General features: G+C 70.8%; 19 protein-coding genes. 17 read left to right on the top strand and 2 right to left on the bottom strand.

The window, feature by feature from the left end:
* Entirely contained in the window at positions 1–600 is a 600-nt protein-coding gene (locus tag ACFYOJ_RS34065) for a hypothetical protein (RefSeq protein ID WP_356556644.1), read from the top strand.
* Positions 601–687: 87 nt separating this feature from the next.
* Positions 688–1,383 (top strand): demethylmenaquinone methyltransferase, encoded by a 696-nt coding sequence (locus ACFYOJ_RS34060; protein WP_356556645.1) that lies wholly within the window; start codon positions 688–690, stop codon positions 1,381–1,383.
* A 7-nt stretch (positions 1,384–1,390) separates the two neighbouring features.
* Here ACFYOJ_RS34060 and ACFYOJ_RS34055 read toward each other — a convergent pair whose 3' ends face one another.
* On the bottom strand, positions 1,391–1,897 hold the full coding sequence (locus ACFYOJ_RS34055) for a GNAT family N-acetyltransferase (RefSeq protein WP_356556646.1): 507 nt from the start codon (positions 1,895–1,897) through the stop codon (positions 1,391–1,393).
* 99 nt (positions 1,898–1,996) lie between these two features.
* On the opposite strand from ACFYOJ_RS34055, the gene ACFYOJ_RS34050 reads away from it, so the two are divergent.
* Positions 1,997–3,280 (top strand): geranylgeranyl reductase family protein, encoded by a 1,284-nt coding sequence (locus tag ACFYOJ_RS34050; RefSeq protein ID WP_356556647.1) that lies wholly within the window; start codon positions 1,997–1,999, stop codon positions 3,278–3,280.
* A 111-nt stretch (positions 3,281–3,391) separates the two neighbouring features.
* Here ACFYOJ_RS34050 and ACFYOJ_RS34045 read toward each other — a convergent pair whose 3' ends face one another.
* Complete coding sequence (locus ACFYOJ_RS34045; RefSeq protein WP_356556648.1) at positions 3,392–4,243, bottom strand: C40 family peptidase; 852 nt, start codon at positions 4,241–4,243, stop codon at positions 3,392–3,394.
* Between the two features lie 759 nt (positions 4,244–5,002).
* Between ACFYOJ_RS34045 and ACFYOJ_RS34040 the strand changes: the two genes are divergently transcribed.
* Genes ACFYOJ_RS34040 through nuoN form a run of 14 tightly spaced genes read left to right on the top strand, consistent with a single transcriptional unit; the run spans position 5,003 to position 21,110 of the window.
* The gene (locus ACFYOJ_RS34040; RefSeq protein WP_003974383.1) at positions 5,003–5,362 is read left to right on the top strand and encodes an NADH-quinone oxidoreductase subunit A; all 360 of its coding nucleotides are present in this window, start codon (positions 5,003–5,005) and stop codon (positions 5,360–5,362) included.
* 13 nt (positions 5,363–5,375) lie between these two features.
* Positions 5,376–5,930, top strand: coding sequence for an NADH-quinone oxidoreductase subunit B family protein (locus ACFYOJ_RS34035; RefSeq protein ID WP_029381065.1), 555 nt, complete (start codon positions 5,376–5,378; stop codon positions 5,928–5,930).
* Entirely contained in the window at positions 5,927–6,682 is a 756-nt protein-coding gene (locus ACFYOJ_RS34030; RefSeq protein WP_356556649.1) for an NADH-quinone oxidoreductase subunit C, read from the top strand. Before ACFYOJ_RS34035 ends, ACFYOJ_RS34030 begins: the two co-directional genes overlap by 4 nt.
* Complete coding sequence (locus tag ACFYOJ_RS34025; RefSeq protein WP_356556650.1) at positions 6,679–8,010, top strand: NADH-quinone oxidoreductase subunit D; 1,332 nt, start codon at positions 6,679–6,681, stop codon at positions 8,008–8,010. The genes ACFYOJ_RS34030 and ACFYOJ_RS34025 overlap by 4 nt, the downstream gene beginning before the upstream one ends.
* A complete protein-coding gene (gene nuoE, locus ACFYOJ_RS34020; protein WP_356556651.1) occupies positions 8,007–8,888 on the top strand; it encodes an NADH-quinone oxidoreductase subunit NuoE in 882 nt (293 codons plus the stop codon). The genes ACFYOJ_RS34025 and nuoE overlap by 4 nt, the downstream gene beginning before the upstream one ends.
* Entirely contained in the window at positions 8,885–10,237 is a 1,353-nt protein-coding gene (nuoF, locus tag ACFYOJ_RS34015) for an NADH-quinone oxidoreductase subunit NuoF (RefSeq protein ID WP_356556652.1), read from the top strand. Before nuoE ends, nuoF begins: the two co-directional genes overlap by 4 nt.
* Positions 10,234–12,738, top strand: coding sequence for an NADH-quinone oxidoreductase subunit G (locus tag ACFYOJ_RS34010; protein ID WP_356556653.1), 2,505 nt, complete (start codon positions 10,234–10,236; stop codon positions 12,736–12,738). The genes nuoF and ACFYOJ_RS34010 overlap by 4 nt, the downstream gene beginning before the upstream one ends.
* Positions 12,735–14,114, top strand: coding sequence for an NADH-quinone oxidoreductase subunit NuoH (gene nuoH / locus ACFYOJ_RS34005; RefSeq protein ID WP_356556654.1), 1,380 nt, complete (start codon positions 12,735–12,737; stop codon positions 14,112–14,114). Before ACFYOJ_RS34010 ends, nuoH begins: the two co-directional genes overlap by 4 nt.
* Positions 14,107–14,748, top strand: a complete 642-nt coding sequence (gene nuoI / locus ACFYOJ_RS34000; RefSeq protein ID WP_356556655.1) for an NADH-quinone oxidoreductase subunit NuoI — start codon at positions 14,107–14,109, stop codon at positions 14,746–14,748. The genes nuoH and nuoI overlap by 8 nt, the downstream gene beginning before the upstream one ends.
* Positions 14,745–15,602, top strand: coding sequence for an NADH-quinone oxidoreductase subunit J (locus tag ACFYOJ_RS33995; protein ID WP_356556656.1), 858 nt, complete (start codon positions 14,745–14,747; stop codon positions 15,600–15,602). Before nuoI ends, ACFYOJ_RS33995 begins: the two co-directional genes overlap by 4 nt.
* Positions 15,599–15,898 (top strand): NADH-quinone oxidoreductase subunit NuoK, encoded by a 300-nt coding sequence (nuoK, locus tag ACFYOJ_RS33990; protein WP_062928520.1) that lies wholly within the window; start codon positions 15,599–15,601, stop codon positions 15,896–15,898. The genes ACFYOJ_RS33995 and nuoK overlap by 4 nt, the downstream gene beginning before the upstream one ends.
* Before the next feature lie 15 nt (positions 15,899–15,913).
* Positions 15,914–17,878 carry an NADH-quinone oxidoreductase subunit L gene (gene nuoL / locus ACFYOJ_RS33985; RefSeq protein ID WP_356556657.1) on the top strand — a complete coding sequence of 655 codons (1,965 nt, stop codon included), beginning with the start codon at positions 15,914–15,916 and terminating at the stop codon, positions 17,876–17,878.
* Positions 17,879–17,883: 5 nt separating this feature from the next.
* Positions 17,884–19,455: an NADH-quinone oxidoreductase subunit M gene (locus ACFYOJ_RS33980; RefSeq protein ID WP_356556658.1), complete on the top strand. Its 1,572-nt coding sequence runs from the start codon at positions 17,884–17,886 to the stop codon at positions 19,453–19,455.
* Positions 19,452–21,110: an NADH-quinone oxidoreductase subunit NuoN gene (gene nuoN / locus ACFYOJ_RS33975; RefSeq protein WP_356556659.1), complete on the top strand. Its 1,659-nt coding sequence runs from the start codon at positions 19,452–19,454 to the stop codon at positions 21,108–21,110. The genes ACFYOJ_RS33980 and nuoN overlap by 4 nt, the downstream gene beginning before the upstream one ends.
* Positions 21,111–21,225 lie beyond the last annotated feature (115 nt).

Genomic DNA, 21,225 nt, shown 5'->3' with positions numbered 1-21,225 from the left:
GTGCTGACGATTCACGTCCCTGAGGCCTCGCCCGAGGCGGCCGTCGTGGTCGACGGCGCGCATGTCGCCGCCGTCGGCCCGTACGAGGCGCTGGCCGCCGACCACCCGCGGGCGCGAGTGCGCCGGTGGCCCGGCATCCTGACGCCCGGCCTGCTCAACCCGTACGGTCCGGAACTGCTGGAACAGGCCTACCACCCCGACCCGCGCGAAGCGGACCGGCTCGGTACCGAGCCGGTCTTCGGGGAGCGCGCGCTCGCACTTCTCACCGCCGCCCCGTCCGCGCGGGGCGCCAGCGCGCGCCGCGGAGTACAGCGCATGCTGGCGCACGGCACGGTCGCCGTCGCCGGTGAACTGCGCAGCCGCGCGGCCCTGGACGCGGTGCGCGGAGCGGGGCTCGCCCTGGCGGGGCGCCCGGCCGCTCTGCCCGGGCCCGCGTCGTTCTCACCGGTGCCGCTCGTGCTGCTTCCTGGGCTCGCCCCCGGGAGACCCGCGCGGTTCGCGGTGTTCGACGTGCCCGACCGGGCCGCGCTCGTGCGGGACGGCGCGTCCACGTGCGTGGCGACGGTCGTCGCGGGCCGCCTGGTGTACCGGCGGCGCTGAACGGGTCCTTCCCCGCGCGTCTCGGCACGTCGCCGCGCGGAGGAGGCCGGGGCTCGTGCCGTGACGCGGTGCTGCAACAATGGGCCGGTGACCCGCGCTTCCCTGAACAAGCAGCCGCACGAAGTCGCCTCGATGTTCGACCACGTCGCGGAACGGTACGACCTGACGAACACCGTGCTCTCGCTCGGGCAGGACCGGGCGTGGCGCAAGGAGGTCGCCCGGGCCGTCGACGCCCGGCCCGCGCAGAAGGTCCTCGACCTGGCCGCCGGCACGGCGACCTCGTCCCAGCCCTTCGCCCGCGCCGGCGCCTACGTCGTCCCCTGCGACTTCTCCCTCGGCATGCTCCAGGTCGGCAAGGAGCGGCACGCGTGGATGCCGTTCACCGCGGGCGACGCGACGCGGCTGCCGTTCCGCGACGACGTGTTCGACGCGGTCACCATCTCCTTCGGGCTGCGCAACGTGCAGGACACGGACGCGGCGCTGCGCGAGATGTACCGGGTGACGAGGCCCGGCGGCCGGGTCGTGATCTGCGAGTTCTCGCACCCGGTCTGGGCGCCCTTCCGCACCGTCTACACCGAGTACCTGATGCGCGCCCTGCCGCCGCTGGCCCGCGCGGTCTCCTCCAACCCGGACGCCTACGTCTACCTCGCCGAGTCCATCCGCGCCTGGCCCGACCAGCCGGCGCTCGCCGGACGGCTGCGCGAGGCCGGCTGGTCCAAGGTGGCGTACCGCAACCTGACCGGTGGCGTCGTGGCGCTGCACCGGGGCTTCAAGGAGGCCTGAGCCGCCGTCACAGCGCGAGCCGGTAGCAGTGCCCCCGCTGCTGCGACGCCGGTGTCGTGAACACCTCGGCGAGCCGCATGCCGAGCCGTTCCGTGACCGCGATGGAGCGCCTGTTGCGGGCGTCGACCATCGCGACCACCTCCGTCACGCCCGCCGCGCGCACCCGCTCCAGCGTCTGCCGGGCCGCCGCCGTGACGTATCCCTTGCCCCAGTACGCCCGTCCCAGCCGCCACCCGATCTCGATCTCGCCCCTGGGCCCCCAGTCGCCGGGCCACGGCTGGGCGCCGGTGAAGCCGATGACCCGGCCGGACTCGTCCACCATCGTCCACAGGCAGAAGCCGCGTTCGGCGTCGTGGCGGCGCTGGCGCGCGGTGAGCTCCTCGTAGACGGACAGCTCGGCGGGCCTCCCGCCGTGGAACTCCATGACGTCCGGGTCGTCGAAGACCCGGTGCCAGGCGACGGCGTCCTCGTCGGTGGGGACGCGCAGCCGTACGACAGGCAGAGCTCGGTTCACGGGGCAGCCCTTCAGCCGGGTGATCGGTGACGCTGAATAGACTGCCCGTGTCCTGTGCCCGTCGGCACACAGATTTCGAAACTCTGGGGAGAACCCGCCGTGACCGAGCCCCTCTCCGACAACACCGCCGATGTGATCGTCGTGGGCGCGGGGCCAGCCGGCTCCACGACCGCGTACCACCTGGCCAAGGCCGGGCTCGACGTCCTCCTGCTGGAGAAGACCGCCTTCCCCCGGGAGAAGGTCTGCGGCGACGGCCTCACCCCGCGCGCGGTGAAGCAGCTCGTCGCCATGGGCATCGACATCTCCGAGGAGGCCGGCTGGCTGCGCAACAAGGGGCTGCGCATCATCGGCGGCGGCTCCCGCCTCCAGCTGGACTGGCCTGACCTGGCCTCCTTCCCGGACTACGGACTGGTCCGCAAGCGCGACGACTTCGACGAACAGCTCGCCCGGCAGGCCCAGAAGGCCGGCGCCCGCCTGCACGAGCGCTGCAACGTCGGCGCGCCGGTCATCGACGACCGCACCGGCCGCATCACCGGCGTCCACGCCAGGCTCGGCGAGGACAAGCGCGAGGTCACCTTCCACGCGCCGCTGGTCGTGGCCGCCGACGGCAACTCCACCCGCCTGTCCCTGGCGATGGGCCTGCACCGCCGCGAGGACCGCCCGATGGGCGTCGCGGTGCGCACGTACTTCACCTCGCCCCGCCACGACGACGACTACCTGGAGTCCTGGCTGGAGCTGTGGGACCGCCGCGGCGCCCAGGACCGCCTGCTGCCGGGCTACGGCTGGATCTTCGGCATGGGCGACGGCACGTCCAACGTCGGCCTGGGCGTGCTCAACACCTCCGCCTCCTTCAAGGAACTCGACTGGCGCGAGATCCTCAAGGCCTGGTGCGCCTCCATGCCCGAGGACTGGGGCTACACGCCCGACAACATGACCGGCCCCATCCGCGGCGCCGCGCTCCCCATGGCCTTCAACCGCCAGCCCCACTACACCAAGGGCCTGCTGCTGGTCGGCGACGCCGGCGGACTGGTGAACCCCTTCAACGGCGAGGGCATCGCCTACGCCATGGAGTCCGGCCAGATCGCCGCCGACGTCATCGTCCAGGCCCAGGCGCGGACCACGCCGGCCCAGCGCGAGGCCGCCCTGCAGCGCTACCCGCGCGTCCTGAAGGACACCTACGGCGGCTACTACACGCTCGGCCGCGCCTTCGTGAAGCTCATCGGCAACCCGAAGGTCATGCAGATCGCGACGCAGCGCGGCCTCACCCACCCGGTCCTGATGAAGTTCACGCTGAAGATGCTCGCCAACCTGACGGACCCGACGGGCGGCGACGCGATGGACCGCATCATCAACGGACTGAGCAAGGTCGCGCCGAAGGCCTGAACCACGCCGAAAGGCCGCAGCCCCGAGCGGCTGCGGCCTTTTCGTCTGTTCTGTTCCGGCGTGTCCGGACGTGTGTGTCCGGGACGGTCCGGGTCCGTCCGGACGCGGGCGTCAGAGCACGCGCACCGCGCCGCTCGGCGGGTCGTACGACAGGGGCTTCAGCGCGACGCCCGTCGACGGGTTCTGCGCGCCGACGAACATGCCGTCACCGACGTAGACGCCCACGTGGTACGCGCTGCCCGCGCCGCCCCAGTACAGGATGTCGCCCGGCTGGAGGTTGCTCAGCGACACCTGGGTGCCGGCGGTCGACTGGGCCTGGGAGACGCGCGGCAGGTCGACGCCGACCTGCTTGAAGGCGGCCTGCACCAGACCGGAGCAGTCCCACGAGTTGGGGCCGGTGCCGCCGGAGACGTAGGCGTCGCCGACCTGCGCCCGGACGAAGGAGACGACCGCGGCGGCCGAACCGGTCGCCGACGAGCCGACCGTGGCCGTGCTGCCGGAGGAGGCGGACGAGGCCGATGAGGCGGACGGGGAACCGGTGTCGGCGGAGGCGCTCAGGGTGGCGCGCTCGGCGGTGCGGGAGGCGCGCTCGGCGGCCTCCTGGCGGGCGGCCTCCTCGGCCTTCTTCTTCTCCTCCGCGGCCCTCTTCTTGGCCTCGGCGAGGTCCGCCTCGGCCTTCTCGGCGGCCTCGGCGGCGGCCGCGTCACGCTCGGCGCGCAGCTCGTAGGCGACGGCGGCCTGCTGGGTGGCGTCCGCGGACTGGGCGATCTGGGCGGCCAGGTCGGCCGTCAGGGTGGGCAGTTCGAGGGTCTGCGTCACCGGCTCGGCCGCGTGGGCCGAACCCGACGCCCCGGCCACTGCCAGGGTGCTGAGGACGCCACCGGCAACTCCGGCCCGCATCGCGATGGTCGACGCGCTGCGGCGGGGCTTCCGGTGGCTGCGTATGTGAGCGGTGTGGGACATAGGGACAACCGGTATCAGGACCTCCTCCGTACCTTCAAGAAACGTGTCGTGCGCCACAGTTGCCCGGCCGGGGGCCCGAAACCCGGGCGTGTCGCCCTTTCTTGACGACGTAACGGACATAGCGGGCCGACCGTAACCCACCTGTGATCACGGGCTTTGATCGTTTCGCCCGAATTGCCCCTCGCCTACCACTTGTTGACATGGATGGCCAAGCCCGGCTCCCGGGCGCCCCTCGTGGATGTGGCGGAGGTCACGGAACGGGCGCCCCGTCGGCTGCGTCCCGTGCGCGGGCCGCCGGCCGGTGCCGCTCGTGAACGCGTGCACGTGTCCACGCCGGGTTCCGCCGTCCCTCCGAGGTGTGATCGCGTCCCTCTATCAAGAGATCCGGTCCAGTGCCAATTTGCTTCGTCGCGAAGCGCCTTGATAGTGGAACGTACCTCCCGTTACCCATCTGACCAGCGACGACGAGTGAAAATGTCACCTATGGTGATCGGCTGAACACTTCCTGCACGAAGATCACCGCTCATCCGACTTCATGATCCTTCGTCAGGTGGTGAAGATCACAAAGCTTGTGCGATACCCCGTGTCGCAGATCACAGAGCGGCAGGCATAAGATGCGAGGCAGTTGGGCTTGTGACCTGCTTCACATGTTCGCGATCTTCACCCCGGAACGGGTGGGACTCGTGGGACTGCCGGGGCGGTTGTGAGTCCGGCACAGAACCGCCACCAGTCAGTGCCGACTGAGAGGAGCGAGGAGCGGTGAACGCGTATGCGCCCATCCTCGTACTGGGAGCCCTCGGGGCAGGCTTTGCGATCTTCTCCGTGGTGATGGCCACGCTGATCGGTCCGAAGCGGTACAACCGGGCGAAGCTCGAGGCCTACGAGTGCGGCATCGAGCCGACCCCCACGCCGGCCGGCGGCGGGCGCTTCCCCATCAAGTACTACCTGACGGCGATGCTCTTCATCATCTTCGATATCGAGATCGTCTTCCTCTACCCCTGGGCCGTCACCTTCGACGCCCTGGGGATCTTCGGGCTCGTGGAGATGCTGCTCTTCGTGCTCACCGTCTTCGTCGCGTACGCGTACGTATGGCGGCGCGGCGGCCTGGAATGGGACTGAGGGGCCTTTAGTCATGGGACTCGAAGAAAAGCTGCCGAGCGGATTCCTGCTGACCACCGTCGAGCAGGCCGCGGGCTGGGTGCGCAAGTCGTCCGTCTTCCCGGCCACGTTCGGCCTGGCGTGCTGTGCCATCGAGATGATGACCACCGGCGCCGGCCGCTACGACCTGGCGCGCTTCGGCATGGAGGTCTTCCGCGGCTCGCCGCGGCAGGCGGACCTGATGATCGTCGCGGGCCGGGTCAGCCAGAAGATGGCGCCGGTGCTGCGGCAGGTCTACGACCAGATGCCGAACCCCAAGTGGGTGATCTCCATGGGGGTCTGCGCCTCCTCGGGCGGCATGTTCAACAACTACGCGATCGTCCAGGGCGTCGACCACATCGTCCCGGTCGACATCTACCTCCCCGGCTGCCCGCCGCGGCCCGAGATGCTGATGGACGCCATCCTCAAGCTCCACCACAAGATCCAGAACTCCAAGCTCGGGGTGAACGCCGAGGAGGCGGCCCGCGAGGCGGAGGAGGCGGCGCTCAAGGCCCTGCCCACCATCGAGATGAAGGGGCTGCTGCGGTGAGCGACGCGAACCACACGAACGGTGACGCGAACGGCGTGAACCCCGAGAAGGACCTCTCCGCGCAGAACCTTCCCGGCCAGCGCGGTCAGGGCGGCGAGGAGATCCGCGTCCAGCGCGGCATGTTCGGCGCGAACAACGGCGGCGACACCTCCGGCTACGGCGGCCTGGTCCGCTCGGTCCGCCTCCCGGGACCGGCGAGCAGGCCCTACGGCGGCTGGTTCGACGAGGTCGCCGACGAGCTCGAGGGCGCCCTGGAGGAACAGGGGCTGCTGCCCGAGAACGCCATCGGGAAGACGGTCGTCGACCGCGGCGAACTCACCTTCCACATCGAGCGCGAGCACCTCGTCCGCGTCGCCCGCACCCTGCGCGACGACCCGGCCCTGCGCTTCGAGCTGTGCACCGGCGTCAGCGGCGTCCACTACCCGAACGACAAGGGCCGCGAGCTGCACGCCGTCTACCACCTGCGCTCGATCACCCACAACCGGATGATCCGGCTCGAGGTCAGCTGCCCCGACGGCGACCCGCACATCCCGTCGCTGTTCTCGGTCTACCCGACCAACGACTGGCACGAGCGCGAGACGTACGACTTCTTCGGCATCGTCTTCGACGGTCACCCGGCCCTGACGCGGATCATGATGCCGGACGACTGGCAGGGCCACCCGCAGCGCAAGGACTACCCCCTCGGCGGCATCCCCGTCGAGTACAAGGGCGCCCAGATCCCGGCTCCGGACCAGCGGAGGTCGTACTCATGAGCACGCACACCCCCTCGTCGGCGTCGGCGCGCGAGACCACCGAGGGCACCGTCTACACGGTCACCGGCGGCGACTGGGACGAGGTCGTCCAGTCCGCGGCCCGCGCCGACGACGAGCGCATCGTCGTCAACATGGGCCCCCAGCACCCGTCCACCCACGGCGTGCTCCGCCTGATCCTGGAGATCGACGGCGAGACGGTCACCGAGGCCCGCTGCGGCATCGGCTACCTGCACACCGGCATCGAGAAGAACCTCGAGTACCGGACCTGGACGCAGGGCACCACGTTCGTGACGCGCATGGACTACCTGACGCCGTTCTTCAACGAGACGGCGTACTGCCTGGCCGTCGAGAAGCTCCTCGGCATCGAGGACCAGATCCCGGACCGGGCGTCGGTCATCCGGGTGCTCCTGATGGAGCTGAACCGGCTCTCCTCCCACCTGGTGTGCATCGCCACCGGCGGCATGGAGCTCGGCGCCACCACGATCATGATCTACGGCTTCCGCGACCGCGAACTGATCCTCGACATCTACGAGCTGATCACCGGCCTGAGGATGAACCACGCGTACATCCGCCCCGGCGGGCTCGCCCAGGACCTGCCGCCGGGCGCGGTGGACCAGATCCGCGAGTTCGTGAAGAAGATGAAGAAGAACCTCCCGGAGTACGACAAGCTCGCCACCGGGAACCCCATCTTCAAGGCCCGCATGCAGGACGTCGGCTACCTCGACCTGGCCGGCTGCATGGCCCTCGGCGTCACCGGCCCCGTCCTGCGCTCCGCCGGCCTCCCGCACGACCTGCGCAAGACCCAGCCGTACTGCGGCTACGAGACGTACGACTTCGACGTCCCGACCGCCGACACCTGCGACTCCTACGGCCGCTTCCTGATCCGGCTGGAGGAGATGCGCCAGTCGCTCAGGATCGTCGAGCAGTGCCTGGACCGGCTCCGGCCCGGACCGGTCATGGTCGCCGACAAGAAGATCGCCTGGCCCGCCCAGCTCGCGCTCGGACCGGACGGACTCGGCAACTCCCTGGACCACATCAAGAAGATCATGGGTACTTCCATGGAGGCCCTGATCCACCACTTCAAGCTGGTCACCGAGGGCTTCCGCGTCCCGCCGGGACAGGCGTACACGGCGGTCGAGTCGCCCAAGGGCGAGCTCGGGGCGCACGTCGTCTCCGACGGCGGCACCCGCCCCTACCGGGTCCACTTCCGCGACCCGTCCTTCACCAACCTGCAGGCCATGGCGGCGATGTGCGAGGGCGGCCAGGTCGCCGACGTCATCGTCGCGGTGGCGTCCATCGACCCCGTGATGGGAGGCGTCGACCGGTGACCACCTCTTCTTCCGAGCGGTCCGGGCGGGGCGTCGGCCTGGGCATGCCGGAACTGCCCGCGCCCGCCTACCCGGACGACGTCCGGACCCGGCTGGAGGCCGACGCGCGCGAGATCATCGCCCGCTACCCGGACTCCCGGTCCGCCCTCCTCCCGATGCTGCACCTCGTGCAGTCGGAGGAGGGCCACGTCACCCGCACCGGCATGCGGTTCTGCGCGGACGTGCTGGGACTGACCACGGCCGAGGTCACCGCGGTCGCGACCTTCTACACCATGTACCGGCGCGGGCCGAGCGGCGACTACCAGGTCGGCGTCTGCACCAACACCCTGTGCGCGGTCATGGGCGGCGACGCGATCTTCGAGTCCCTCCAGGAGCACCTGGGCGTCGGCAACGGCGGCACCACCGAGGACGGCAAGGTCACGCTGGAGCACATCGAGTGCAACGCGGCCTGCGACTACGCCCCGGTCGTGATGGTCAACTGGGAGTTCTTCGACAACCAGACCCCCGAGAGCGTCCGCCGCCTCGTCGACGACCTGCGTGCGGGACGCCAGGTGACACCCACGCGCGGCGCGCCGCTGTGCACCTTCAAGGAGACCGCCCGCATCCTGGCGGGCTTCCCCGACGAGCGGGAGGGCGCCGTCGCGGCCGGCGGCAGCGCCGGCCCCGCCTCCCTGGCCGGACTGAAGCTGGCCAAGGGCGAGACGTCCGCCGCGCGCGTGGTGCACCCGCGGGACGGCGGACCGTACGACGCGCCGCAGGACCGGGCCGTGCACGACCCGTCGCCGAGTCGCCACCTCAGCTCGCACGACGCGCCGCAGGACACATCGGCCTCCGACCCGGCGCATCCCGCAGGGCCCACCGCCGAGGAGGGGGAGTGATGACCTTGGCACCCGAGATCAAGGACCACAGCCCGGAGAAGCTGCTCGCACCCGTGCTGTCGGCCTTCTGGGACGAGGACGAGTCCTGGACGCTGGACGTCTACCGCAGGCACGAGGGGTACGAGGGGCTCCGCAAGGCGCTGGCGATGTCGCCGGACGACCTGATCGCGTACGTCAAGGACTCCGGTCTGCGCGGCCGCGGCGGCGCCGGCTTCCCCACGGGCATGAAGTGGCAGTTCATCCCCCAGGGCGACGGCAAGCCCCACTACCTCGTCGTCAACGCCGACGAGTCGGAGCCGGGGACCTGCAAGGACATCCCGCTCCTCTTCGCCAACCCGCACAGCCTCATCGAGGGCATCGTCATCGCCTGCTACGCCATCAGGTCGTCGCACGCCTTCGTCTATCTGCGCGGCGAGGTCGTCCCCGTGCTGCGGCGGCTGCACGCGGCCGTGCGCGAGGCCTACGCGGCCGGCTTCCTCGGCGAGAACATCCTGGGCAGCGGACTCGACCTCGAACTCACCGTGCACGCGGGCGCCGGCGCGTACATCTGCGGCGAGGAGACCGCACTGCTCGACTCGCTCGAAGGCCGCCGGGGCCAGCCGCGGCTCCGTCCCCCCTTCCCCGCCGTCGCGGGCCTCTACGCCTGCCCCACCGTGGTGAACAACGTCGAGTCCATCGCGTCGGTTCCCGCGATCCTCAACAAGGGCAAGGAGTGGTTCCGGTCGATGGGCAGCGAGAAGTCCCCGGGCTTCACGCTCTACTCGCTCAGCGGCCACGTCGCCACCCCCGGCCAGTACGAGGCCCCGCTCGGCATCACCCTGCGCCAACTCCTCGACATGAGCGGCGGCATGCGCCCCGGCCACCGGCTGAAGTTCTGGACCCCGGGCGGCTCCTCCACGCCGATGTTCACCGACGAGCACCTCGACGTCCCCCTCGACTACGAGGGGGTGGGCGCCGCCGGATCCATGCTCGGCACCAAGGCGCTCCAGTGCTTCGACGAGACGACCTGCGTGGTGCGCGCCGTCACCCGCTGGACCGAGTTCTATGCCCACGAGTCCTGCGGCAAGTGCACGCCCTGCCGCGAGGGCACCTACTGGCTCGTGCAGCTGCTGCGCGACATCGAGGCCGGCAAGGGCTCGATGAGCGACCTCGACAAGCTGAACGACATCGCCGACAACATCAACGGCAAGTCCTTCTGCGCCCTCGGCGACGGCGCCGCCTCGCCGATCTTCTCCTCGCTCAAGTACTTCCGCGAGGAGTACGAGCAGCACATCACGGGCGGCGGCTGCCCCTTCGACCCGGCCAGGTCCACGGCCTGGGCCGACCACCGCATGGAGGTGAACGCATGACCGTGACCACGAGCGCTCCCTCCGGCGGGGGAGCCGCGGCGGTACCGCCCGAGGACCTCGTCACGCTGACGATCGACGGCATCGAGATCAGCGTGCCCAAGGGCACCCTGGTCATCCGGGCCGCCGAGCAGCTCGGCATCGAGATCCCCCGGTTCTGCGACCACCCGCTCCTCGACCCGGCCGGCGCCTGCCGCCAGTGCATCGTCGAGGTCGAGGGCCAGCGCAAGCCCATGGCGTCCTGCACCATCACCTGCACCGACGGGATGGTGGTCAAGACCCAGCTCACCTCGCCCGTCGCCGAGAAGGCCCAGCACGGGGTGATGGAGCTGCTGCTCATCAACCACCCGCTGGACTGCCCGGTCTGCGACAAGGGCGGCGAGTGCCCCCTGCAGAACCAGGCCATGTCGCACGGCAACGCCGAGTCCCGCTTCGAGGGGAAGAAGCGGACCTACGAGAAGCCCGTGCCGATCTCCACGCAGGTGCTGCTCGACCGCGAGCGGTGCGTGCTGTGCGCCCGCTGCACCCGGTTCTCCAACCAGGTCGCGGGCGACCCGATGATCGAGCTGATCGAACGGGGCGCGCTCCAGCAGGTCGGCACCGGCGAGGGCGACCCCTTCGAGTCGTACTTCTCCGGCAACACCATCCAGATCTGCCCGGTCGGCGCGCTCACCTCGGCCGCCTACCGGTTCCGCTCCCGCCCCTTCGACCTGATCTCCTCGCCGTCCGTGTGCGAGCACTGCTCCGGCGGCTGCGCGACGCGCACCGACCACCGGCGCGGCAAGGTCATGCGACGCCTCGCGGCCGAGGACCCCGAGGTCAACGAGGAGTGGATCTGCGACAAGGGCCGCTTCGCCTTCCGGTACGCGCAGCAGCGGGACCGGCTGACGACCCCCCTGGTGCGAGGCGCCGAGGGCGAGCTGGAGCCGGCCTCCTGGCCGGAGGCCCTGCAGATCGCCGCCCAGGGACTGCTCGCCTCCAAGGGCCGGACCGGCGTCCTGACCGGCGGCCGGCTCACCGTCGAGGACGCCTACGCGTACAGCAAGTTCGCACGCGTGGCCCTCGGCACCAACGACATCGACTTCCGCGCACGCGCGCACAGCGCCGAGGAGGCCGACTTCCTCGCCGCCCGGGTGGCCGGCCGCGGCCGCGACCTGGACGGCACGGGTGTCACGTACACCGCGCTGGAGAAGGCGCCGGCGGTGCTGCTGGTCGGCTTCGAGGCCGAGGAGGAGGCGCCCGGCGTCTTCCTGCGGCTGCGCAAGGCCTGGCGCAAGCACGGGCTGAAGGTGTTCTCGCTGGCCACCCACACCACCCGGGGCCTGGAGAAGGCCGGCGGCACGCTGCTGCCCGCCGCCCCCGGCACCGAGACCGAATGGCTGGACGCCCTCGCGAGCGGCGTCGGCCTGGAGGACGACGGGGCCAGGGCCGCCGAGGCCCTGCGCGCCGAGGGCGCCGTCATCGTCGTCGGCGAACGGCTGGCGGCCGTGGCCGGCGGGTTCACCGCCGCCGTGCGGACCGCCGCCGCGACCGGCGCCCGGCTGGTGTGGATCCCGCGCCGGGCCGGGGAGCGCGGCGCGATCGAGGCGGGGGCGCTGCCGTCGCTGCTGCCCGGCGGACGCCCCGCGACCGACCCCCGCGCGCGTCAGGAGGTCGCCGCCGTCTGGGGCGTCGCCGACCTCCCGCACCGCTACGGCCGCGACACCGGCCAGATCGTCGAGGCCGCCGCACGCGGTGAGCTGCAGGCGCTGCTGGTGGCGGGCGTGGAGATCGCCGACCTGCCCGACCCGGCACGCGCGCGTGCGGCACTCGCCGAGGCCGGCTTCGTGGTGTCCCTGGAGCTGCGGCCCGGTGAGGTCACCGCGCTCGCCGACGTGGTCCTGCCCGTCGCCGCGGTCGCCGAGAAGGCCGGCACCTTCCTCAACTGGGAGGGCAGGGCGCGCTCCTTCGAGGCCGCGCTCAAGCCCGACCAGATGACCCGCCGCGTCGCGCCCACCGACGGCCGGGTGCTGCAGATGCTCGCCGACGCCATGGACGTCCACCTGGGCCTGCCGGACCTGCGCACCACACGCGCGGAGATCGACCGGCTCGGCGCCTGGGACGGGCCCCGGGCCGACGAACCGGCGCACTCCGCGGGCGCCCTGCCCCGGCCGGCCGCCGGGGAGGCCGTCCTCGCCGGGCACCGGCTGCTGCTCGACCGGGGCGTCCTCCAGCAGGGCGACGAGGCGCTCGCCGGCACCCGGCACGCCGCACGCGCGCGCGTGTCGCCCGCCACGGCCGCCGAGGCGGGCGTCAAGGACGGCGACCTCCTGGCCGTGACCGGGCCCGCCGGAGCCGTGGAACTCCCGCTGGAGGTCACCGAGATGCCCGACCGGGTGGTCTGGCTCCCGCTGAACTCGGCCGGCCGCGGCGTCGCCTCCGACGCCGGGGCGCTGCCCGGCACCCTCGTCCGCATCGGCCCGGCCACGCTCGCGGGCGAGGCCCTCCAGGAGGTGGAGGCATGAGCCCGTACCTCGCCGCCGAAGACCTCTCGATGTTCGGCACCGACCCCTGGTGGCTGGTGGTGATCAAGGCGGTCTTCTGCTTCGCCTTCCTGATGGTGACCGTGCTGTTCTCCATCGTGTGGGAGCGCAAGGTCGTCGCCTGGATGCAGCTGCGCATCGGCCCCAACCGGCACGGCCCCTGGGGCATGCTCCAGTCGCTCGCCGACGGCATCAAGCTGATGCTCAAGGAAGACGTCGTCGTCAAGCGCGCCGACAAGGCGGTCTACGTCCTCGCTCCGATCGTCGCGGCGATCCCGGCCTTCATGGCGATCGCCGTGATCCCCTTCGGACCGGCCGGCAACGAGGTCTCGATCTTCGGCCACCGCACCGCGATGCAGCTCACCGACCTGCCGATCGCGATGCTGTTCATCCTCGCGGTCGCCTCGGTCGGCATCTACGGCATCGTGCTCGCCGGCTGGAGCTCCGGCTCGACCTACCCGCTCCTCGGCGGTCTGCGCTCCTGCGCGCAGATGATCTCCTACGAGATCGCGATGGGCGCCGCGTTCGCCTCGGTGTTCCTCTACTCGGGGTCCATGTCGACCTCGGAGATCGTCGCGGGGCAGACCGACCGCTGGTACATCGTGCTGCTGCCGGTCTCCTTCATCCTCTACATCGTCACCATGGTCGGCGAGACCAACCGCGCCCCCTTCGACATGCCGGAGTCCGAGGGCGACCTGGTCGGCGGCTTCAACACCGAGTACTCGTCGATCAAGTTCGCGATGTTCATGCTCGCCGAGTACGTGAACATGGTGACGGTCTCGGCGGTCGCCACCACCCTCTTCCTCGGCGGCTGGCGGGCCCCCTGGCCCGTCAGCACCTTCTGGGAGGGCGCCAACCACGGCTGGTGGCCACTGCTCTGGTTCGTGGTGAAGGTGCAGCTGCTGCTGTTCTTCTTCATCTGGCTGCGCGGCACGCTCCCGCGCGTCCGCTACGACCAGCTGATGAAGCTCGGCTGGAAGGTCCTCATCCCGGTCTCCCTGGTGTGGCTGATGCTCGTCGCCACCGTGCGGGCCCTCAGGAACGAGAACTACGGCTTCACCGACATCGCCCTCTACATCGGCGGCGGTGTCCTGGCCCTCCTGGTGCTGTCCTTCCTCGTCGACATGTACCGCGACAAGGGCAGGCGGGCCGAGCCCCCCGAGGAGGAACCGGCCGCCGCCTTCGACCCGATGGCCGGCGGGTTCCCCGTACCGCCGCTGCCCGGTCAGGAGTTGCCGCCGGTGCCCAGGCGCCGCCCGCGCGGGGAGCGGGAGCTGATTGTCAGTGGCGGGCCCGATACTCACCGTGACGGACCCGTGGGCGGATCTACGGATGGAAAGGAGGCGTCCGATGGCTGAGGAACCCAAGGAGACCGACCCCGGTTTCCTGAACCCCGTGGCCGGCTTCGGCGTGACCTTCAAGGCCATGTTCAAGAAGCGGCTCACCGAGCAGTACCCGGAGCAGAAGAAGACCACCGCTCCGCGCTTCCACGGACGGCACCAGCTCAACCGCCATCCGGACGGCCTGGAGAAGTGCGTCGGCTGCGAGCTGTGCGCCTGGGCGTGTCCCGCCGACGCGATCTACGTGGAGGGCGCGGACAACACCGACGAGGAGCGCTACTCGCCGGGCGAGCGGTACGGCCGCGTCTACCAGATCAACTACGCCCGCTGCATCCTGTGCGGCCTGTGCATCGAGGCCTGTCCCACGCGCGCGCTGACGATGACCAACGAGTTCGAACTGGCCGACTCCAGCCGCGCCGATCTCATCTTCACCAAGGAACAGCTGCTCGCCGGCCTGGAGGAGGGCATGGTCGACACGCCTCACGCCATCTACCCGGGCACGGACGAACAGGACTACTACCGGGGCCTGGTCACCGAGGCCGCGCCCGGCACCGTCCAGCAGGTCGCCCACTCCGAGGGCGAGGTCGTCCAGGAGGGCGACTCGACCTTCGGCGGGACCGAACCGGCCTCCCCGGAGGTGATCCGCCGATGAGCGCGCAGCTCGCCGCCGCGGCGACTCTCTCCGCCGGCACCTCCACCGGAGAGGCCGTCCAGTTCTGGATCCTCGGCACGGTCGCGGTGATCGGCGCCCTGTGCACCGTCTTCATGAAGAAGGCCGTGCACAGCGCCCTCTGCCTCGCCGGGACCATGATCGTGCTGGCGGTGTTCTACCTCGCCAACGGCGCCTACTTCCTCGGCATCGTGCAGATCGTCGTCTACACCGGCGCGGTCATGATGCTGTTCCTGTTCGTGGTGATGCTCGTCGGCGTCACCGCGGCGGACTCCCTGAAGGAGACCATCAGGGGGCAGCGCTGGCTGGCCCTGCTCTGCGGGCTCGGCTTCGGCATCCTGCTGATCGCCGGCATCGGCAACGCCTCCGTCAGCGAGTTCACCGGCCTCGCCCAGGCCAACGCCAACGGCAACGTGGAGGGCATCGCGTCCCTCGTCTTCACCAAGTACGTCTTCGCCTTCGAGATCACCGGCGCCCTGCTCATCACGGCCGCCGTCGGCGCCATGGTGCTCACCCACCGCGAGCGCACCGAGCGGGCCAGGACGCAGCGCGAGCTGTCCGAGCAGCGCGTCCGCGAGGGCAAGTACCTGCCGCCGCTGCCGGCGCCCGGCGTCTACGCCCGGCACAACGCGGTCGACATCGCGGGCCTGCTGCCCGACGGCACCCCGTCCGAGCTGACCGTCAGCAAGACGCTGCGCGAGCGGGGCCAGATCCGCGACGTCTCGATGGAGGCGCTGAACGACCTCAAGGCCCTGGAGCAGCGCGCCGAGGAGCGTCTGGAGCGCAGGGCGGCCGAGCCGGCCACCTTCAAGCGGTCCGAGGAGGCGTCGAAGTGAACCCGGTCAACTACCTCTACCTCGCGGCCCTGTTGTTCACCATCGGCGCCACGGGCGTGCTGATCCGGCGCAACGCCATCGTGGTCTTCATGTGCGTCGAGCTGATGCTCAACGCCTGCAACCTCGCGTTCGTCGCCTTCTCCCGCATGCACGGCAATCTCGACGGGCAGATCATCGCCTTCTTCACGATGGTCGTCGCCGCCGCCGAGGTCGTGGTCGGACTCGCGATCATCGTGTCCCTGTTCCGCGCCCGTCACTCGGCCTCGGTCGACGACGCCAGCCTGATGAAGCTGTAAGGGGTCGGAAGAATCGTGGAGAACCTGATTGCGCTGCTGGTGGCGGCGCCCCTGCTCGGAGCCGCGGTCCTGCTCTGCGGCGGCCGCCGGCTGGACGCCGTCGGCCACTGGATCGGCACACTGCTGGCCGCCGTGTCCTTCGTGATCGGCGTCGTCCTCTTCACCGAGCTGCTCGGCAGCGCCGCCGAGGACCGCACCCTGACACAGCACCTGTTCAGCTGGGTCCCGGTGGAGGGCTTCCAGGCCGACGTCGCCTTCCGGCTCGACCAGCTGTCGATGACCTTCGTCCTGCTGATCACCGGCGTCGGCTCGCTGATCCACCTGTACTCGATCGCGTACATGGAGCACGACGAGCGGCGCCGCCGCTTCTTCGGCTACCTGAACCTGTTCCTCGCGGCGATGCTGATCCTCGTCCTCGCCGACAACTACCTGCTGCTGTACGCCGGCTGGGAGGGCGTCGGTCTCGCCTCCTACCTGCTGATCGGCTTCTGGCAGCACAAGCCCGGCGCCGCCACCGCCGCGAAGAAGGCCTTCCTGGTCAACCGCGTCGGCGACATGGGCCTGTCCATCGCGATCATGCTGATGTTCCTGTGGTTCGGCACCTTCGCCTTCGGGCCGGTGCTCGGCGGCCACGGGGAGGCCGGGCTCGCGGGCTCGGCCGACGAGGGCAAGCTCACCGCGATCGCCTTGATGCTGCTGCTCGCCGCCTGCGGCAAGTCCGCCCAGGTGCCGCTGCAGTCCTGGCTCGGGGACGCGATGGAGGGCCCGACCCCGGTCTCGGCCCTCATCCACGCCGCGACCATGGTGACGGCGGGCGTCTACCTGATCGTCCGCTCCGGGGCGATCTTCAACGGCGCCCCGGACGCCCAGCTGGTGGTCACCATCGTCGGCGCGGTCACGCTGCTGTTCGGTGCGATCGTCGGTTGCGCCAAGGACGACATCAAGAAGGCGCTGGCCGGCTCGACCATGTCGCAGATCGGCTACATGGTGCTCGCCGCGGGCCTCGGCCCCATCGGCTACGTCTTCGCGATCATGCACCTGGTGACGCACGGCTTCTTCAAGGCCGGCCTGTTCCTCGGCGCCGGCTCCGTCATGCACGGCATGAACGACGAGGTCGACATGCGCCGCTACGGCGGCCTGCGCAAGTACATGCCGGTCACCTTCGTCACCTTCGGCCTCGGCTACCTCGCCATCATCGGCTTCCCGGGCCTGTCCGGCTTCTTCTCCAAGGACAAGATCATCGAGGCGGCGTTCGCCAAGGGCGGCACCGAGGGCTGGATCCTCGGCGCCTGCGCCCTGCTGGGCGCGGCCGTCACCGCGTACTACATGACGCGCGTGATGCTGATGACCTTCTTCGGCGAGGAGCGCTGGCGCGACGCCCCGACGCCGTCCCCGGCCCAGCCGGACGTGGAGCCCGCCGCCGAGACCCGCGGCGAGTACGCACCGCCCCACCCGCACGAGTCGCCGGGGCTGATGACGATCCCGATGATCCTGCTGGCCGTCGGTTCGGTCGCGGGCGGTGCCTTCTTCAGCATCGGCGACCGCTTCCTGCACTGGCTCGAGCCCGTCACCGGGCATGACCACGGGCACGCGCCGATCAGCGCCGCCACGGTCACCGGGGCGACCGTGGCCTGCATGGTCATCGGCGTGGCGATCGCCTGGGCGCAGTACGGACGGCGTCCGGTGCCGGCCGTGGCCCCGCGCGGGTCGCTGCTCACCCGGGCCGCCCGCCGCGACCTGCTCCAGGACGACTTCAACCACGTCGTCCTGGTCCGCGGCGGCGAGCACCTCACGCGCTCGCTGGTCTACGTCGACCACTCCCTGGTCGACGGGGTCGTCAACGGCACGGCGGCCTCGTTCGGCGGCCTGTCCGGGCGGATGCGCCGGCTGCAGAACGGCTTCGCGCGCAGTTACGCGGTCTCGATGTTCGGCGGTGCGGCGGTCCTCGTCGCCGCGACCCTGCTGATGAGGGCGGTCTGATACCGATGTCCTTTCCCCTGCTGACAGCGACGGCGGTGCTCCCGGCCGTGGGGGCCATCGCCACGGCCGCCGTACCGGCCGCGAAACGCACCGCGGCCAAGTGGCTGGCGCTGCTGTTCTCGCTGGCCACGCTCGCGCTGGCGATCGCGGTCCTGGTCCGCTTCGACCCGGACGGCGACCGGTACCAGCTCACCGAGTCCCACTCCTGGATCGCCGAGTTCGGCGTCCGCTACGAGCTGGGCGTGGACGGCATCGCGGTGGCGCTGATCGCGCTGACCGCCCTGCTGATCCCGTTCATCGTCCTCGCGGGCTGGCACGACGCCGACCCCTTGGAGACCGGCAGCAAGCGGTGGCGGCCGACGCAGGGCTTCTTCGCCCTGATCCTGGCCGTCGAGGCGATGGTGATCATCTCCTTCGAGGCCACCGACGTCTTCCTCTTCTACATCTTCTTCGAAGCCATGCTGATCCCGCTGTACTTCCTGATCGGCGGCTTCGGGGACCGGGCGCACGAGCACGGCGAGCAGACGGCCGCCACCCAGCGGTCGTACGCGGCGGTGAAGTTCCTCCTCTACAACCTGGCCGGCGGACTGATCATGCTGGCCGCGGTGATCGGGCTGTACGTGGTCGCCGGGAACTTCTCCCTCACCGAGATCGCCGAGGCCCGCGCCAGTGGCGAGCTGGACATGGCGACGAGCACCGAGCGGTGGCTGTTCCTCGGCTTCTTCCTCGCCTTCGCGGTGAAGGCGCCGCTGTGGCCGCTGCACACCTGGCTGCCCAACGCGATGGGGGAGGCCACCGCGCCGGTCGCCGTGCTCATCACGGCGGTGGTCGACAAGGTCGGCACCTTCGCGATGCTCCGCTTCTGCCTCCAGCTGTTCCCGGAGGCCAGCAAGTGGGCGACGCCGGTCGTCCTCGTCCTCGCGGTCGTCAGCATCATCTACGGCGCGCTGCTGGCGGTCGGCCAGCGCGACATCAAACGCCTGATCGCCTACGCGTCGATCTCGCACTTCGGCTTCATCATCATGGGCATCTTCGCGATGACCAGCCAGGGCCAGTCCGGCGCGACCCTGTACATGGTCAACCACGGCATCTCGACCGCCGTGCTGATGCTGATCGCCGGCTTCCTGATCTCCCGGCGCGGCTCGCGGCTCATCGCCGACTACGGCGGTGTGCAGAAGGTCGCCCCGGTGCTCGCCGGCACCTTCCTGGTCGGCGGCCTGGCGACGCTCTCCCTGCCGGGACTCGCCCCGTTCGTCAGCGAGTTCCTGGTGCTGGTCGGCACGTTCACGCGCTACCCGGTGATCGGGATCATCGCCACCTTCGGCATCGTCCTCGCCGCGCTCTACACCCTCGTCCTCTACCAGCGGACGATGACGGGCCCGGTGAAGCCGGAGGTATCCGCGATGCCCGACCTGCGGGTGCGGGAGCTGGTGGTCGTGGCGCCGCTGGTCGCGCTGCTGATCTTCCTCGGCGTCTATCCCAAGCCCGTGACGGACATCGTGAACCCGGCGGTGCGGCAGACCATGTCCGACGTACACAAGAAGGACCCCCAGCCTGAGGTGGAGGCGGCCAAGTGAGCGCAACAGCCGTCCACAGTCTGTGGACAACGGCGGCGACGGCGGCCGACCCGATCGCCAGGATCGACGCGCCGAAGATCGAGTACGGGCAGCTCGCGCCCACGCTGATCGTCCTCGGCGCCGCGATCGCCGGCATTCTGGTCGAGGCCTTCGTACCACGCCGGTCCCGCTACCACACGCAGCTGTTCCTGTCCGCCGTCGCGCTGATCTCCGCCTTCGCCGCGGTCGTCGCGCTGGCGGCGAACGGGTACGGCACCACCAGGGCGGGCATCGCGGCGATGGGCGCCCTCGCCGTCGACGGCCCGGCCCTGTTCCTGCAGGGCACCATTCTGCTGGCGAGCCTCGTCGCGGTGTTCACCTTCGCCGAGCGGCGGCTCGACCCGGAGGCCCACGGCAACCGCGTCGACTCCTTCGCCGCGCAGGCCGCGGCCGTGCCCGGCAGCGAGAGCGAGCAGAAGGCGGTCAGGGCCGGCTTCACCACCACCGAGGTGTTCCCGCTCCTGATGTTCGCCGTCGCCGGCATGCTGATCTTCCCGGCGGCCAACGACCTGCTGACGCTCTTCGTCGCCCTGGAGGTCTTCTCCCTCCCGCTGTACCTGCTGTGCGCGCTGGCCCGCCGCAAGCGGCTGATGTCGCAGGAGGCGGCGGTCAAGTACTTCCTGCTCGGCGCCTTCGCCTCCGCCTTCACCCTGTTCGGCATCGCCCTGCTCTACGGCTACGCGGGCTCCATGTCGTACGGCACCATCGCGCGGGTCGTCGACGGCACCGTGCAGAACGTCACCCCGGCGCTCGCGAACACCATGGGCAACGACGCGCTGCTGCTCGTCGGCTCCGCGCTGGTCGTCATGGGCCTGCTGTTCAAGGTGGGCGCGGTGCCGTTCCACATGTGGACGCCGGACGTGTACCAGGGCGCGCCGACGCCGGTGACCGGCTTCATGGCCGCGGCGACCAAGGTCGCGGCCTTCGGCGCCCTGCTCCGCATCCTCTACGTCGTCCTGCCCGGCCTGCGCTGGGACTGGCGGCCGGTGATGTGGGGCGTGGCGATCGTCACCATGCTGGCCGGCGCGATCGTCGCGATCACGCAGACCGACATCAAGCGGCTGCTGGCGTACTCGTCGATCGCCCACGCGGGCTTCATCCTCGCGGGCGTCATCGCGACCACGCCGGACGGTGTCTCGTCCGTCCTCTTCTACCTGGCCGCGTACTCCTTCGTGACGATCGGCGCCTTCGCGGTGGTCACGCTGGTGCGCGACGCGGGCGGCGAGGCGACGCACCTGTCGAAGTGGGCCGGGCTCGGGCGCAGGTCGCCGCTGGTGGCGGCCGTGTTCGCGGTGTTCCTGCTGGCCTTCGCCGGTATCCCGCTGACCTCCGGTTTCACGGGCAAGTTCGCCGTGTTCAAGGCGGCGGCGGAGGGCGGCGCGGCCCCGCTGGTCGTGATCGGTGTGATCTCCTCGGCCATCGCCGCGTTCTTCTACATCCGCGTGATCGTGCTGATGTTCTTCAGCGAGCCGCGGCCCCAGGGCCCGACCGTCGCCGTCCCGTCGCCGCTGACCATGGCGGCGATCGGCGTCGGCGTGGCGGTCACGGTGGTGCTCGGTGTGGCACCGCAGTACTTCCTGGACCTGGCGGGACAGGCGGGGGTGTTCGTGCGCTGACGCGGCATGCCTGCCTCCACGGCGGGGGGGGGGGGGGGGGGGGGGGGGGGGGGGGGGGGGGGGGGGGGGGGGGGGGGGGGGGGGGGGGGGGGGGGGGGGGGGGGGGGGGGGGGGG

The sequence above is a fragment of the Streptomyces sp. NPDC006384 genome (assembly GCF_042870695.1).
Lineage (GTDB): Bacteria > Actinomycetota > Actinomycetes > Streptomycetales > Streptomycetaceae > Streptomyces.
The sequence above is the reverse complement of the archived record's forward strand: the minus strand, read 5'-3'. Positions and strand labels throughout refer to the sequence as shown.

Excerpts from the sequence above, each read along its gene's own strand:
- ACFYOJ_RS34045 (WP_356556648.1), bottom strand. The coding sequence starts at position 4,243 with ATGTCCCACACCGCTCACATACGCAGCCACCGGAAGCCCCGCCGCAGC.
- ACFYOJ_RS34035 (WP_029381065.1), top strand. The coding sequence starts at position 5,376 with ATGGGACTCGAAGAAAAGCTGCCGAGCGGATTCCTGCTGACCACCGTC.
- ACFYOJ_RS34025 (WP_356556650.1), top strand. The coding sequence starts at position 6,679 with ATGAGCACGCACACCCCCTCGTCGGCGTCGGCGCGCGAGACCACCGAG.
- ACFYOJ_RS34010 (WP_356556653.1), top strand. The coding sequence starts at position 10,234 with ATGACCGTGACCACGAGCGCTCCCTCCGGCGGGGGAGCCGCGGCGGTA.
- nuoH (WP_356556654.1), top strand. The coding sequence starts at position 12,735 with ATGAGCCCGTACCTCGCCGCCGAAGACCTCTCGATGTTCGGCACCGAC.
- nuoI (WP_356556655.1), top strand. The coding sequence starts at position 14,107 with ATGGCTGAGGAACCCAAGGAGACCGACCCCGGTTTCCTGAACCCCGTG.
- ACFYOJ_RS33995 (WP_356556656.1), top strand. The coding sequence starts at position 14,745 with ATGAGCGCGCAGCTCGCCGCCGCGGCGACTCTCTCCGCCGGCACCTCC.
- ACFYOJ_RS33980 (WP_356556658.1), top strand. The coding sequence starts at position 17,884 with ATGTCCTTTCCCCTGCTGACAGCGACGGCGGTGCTCCCGGCCGTGGGG.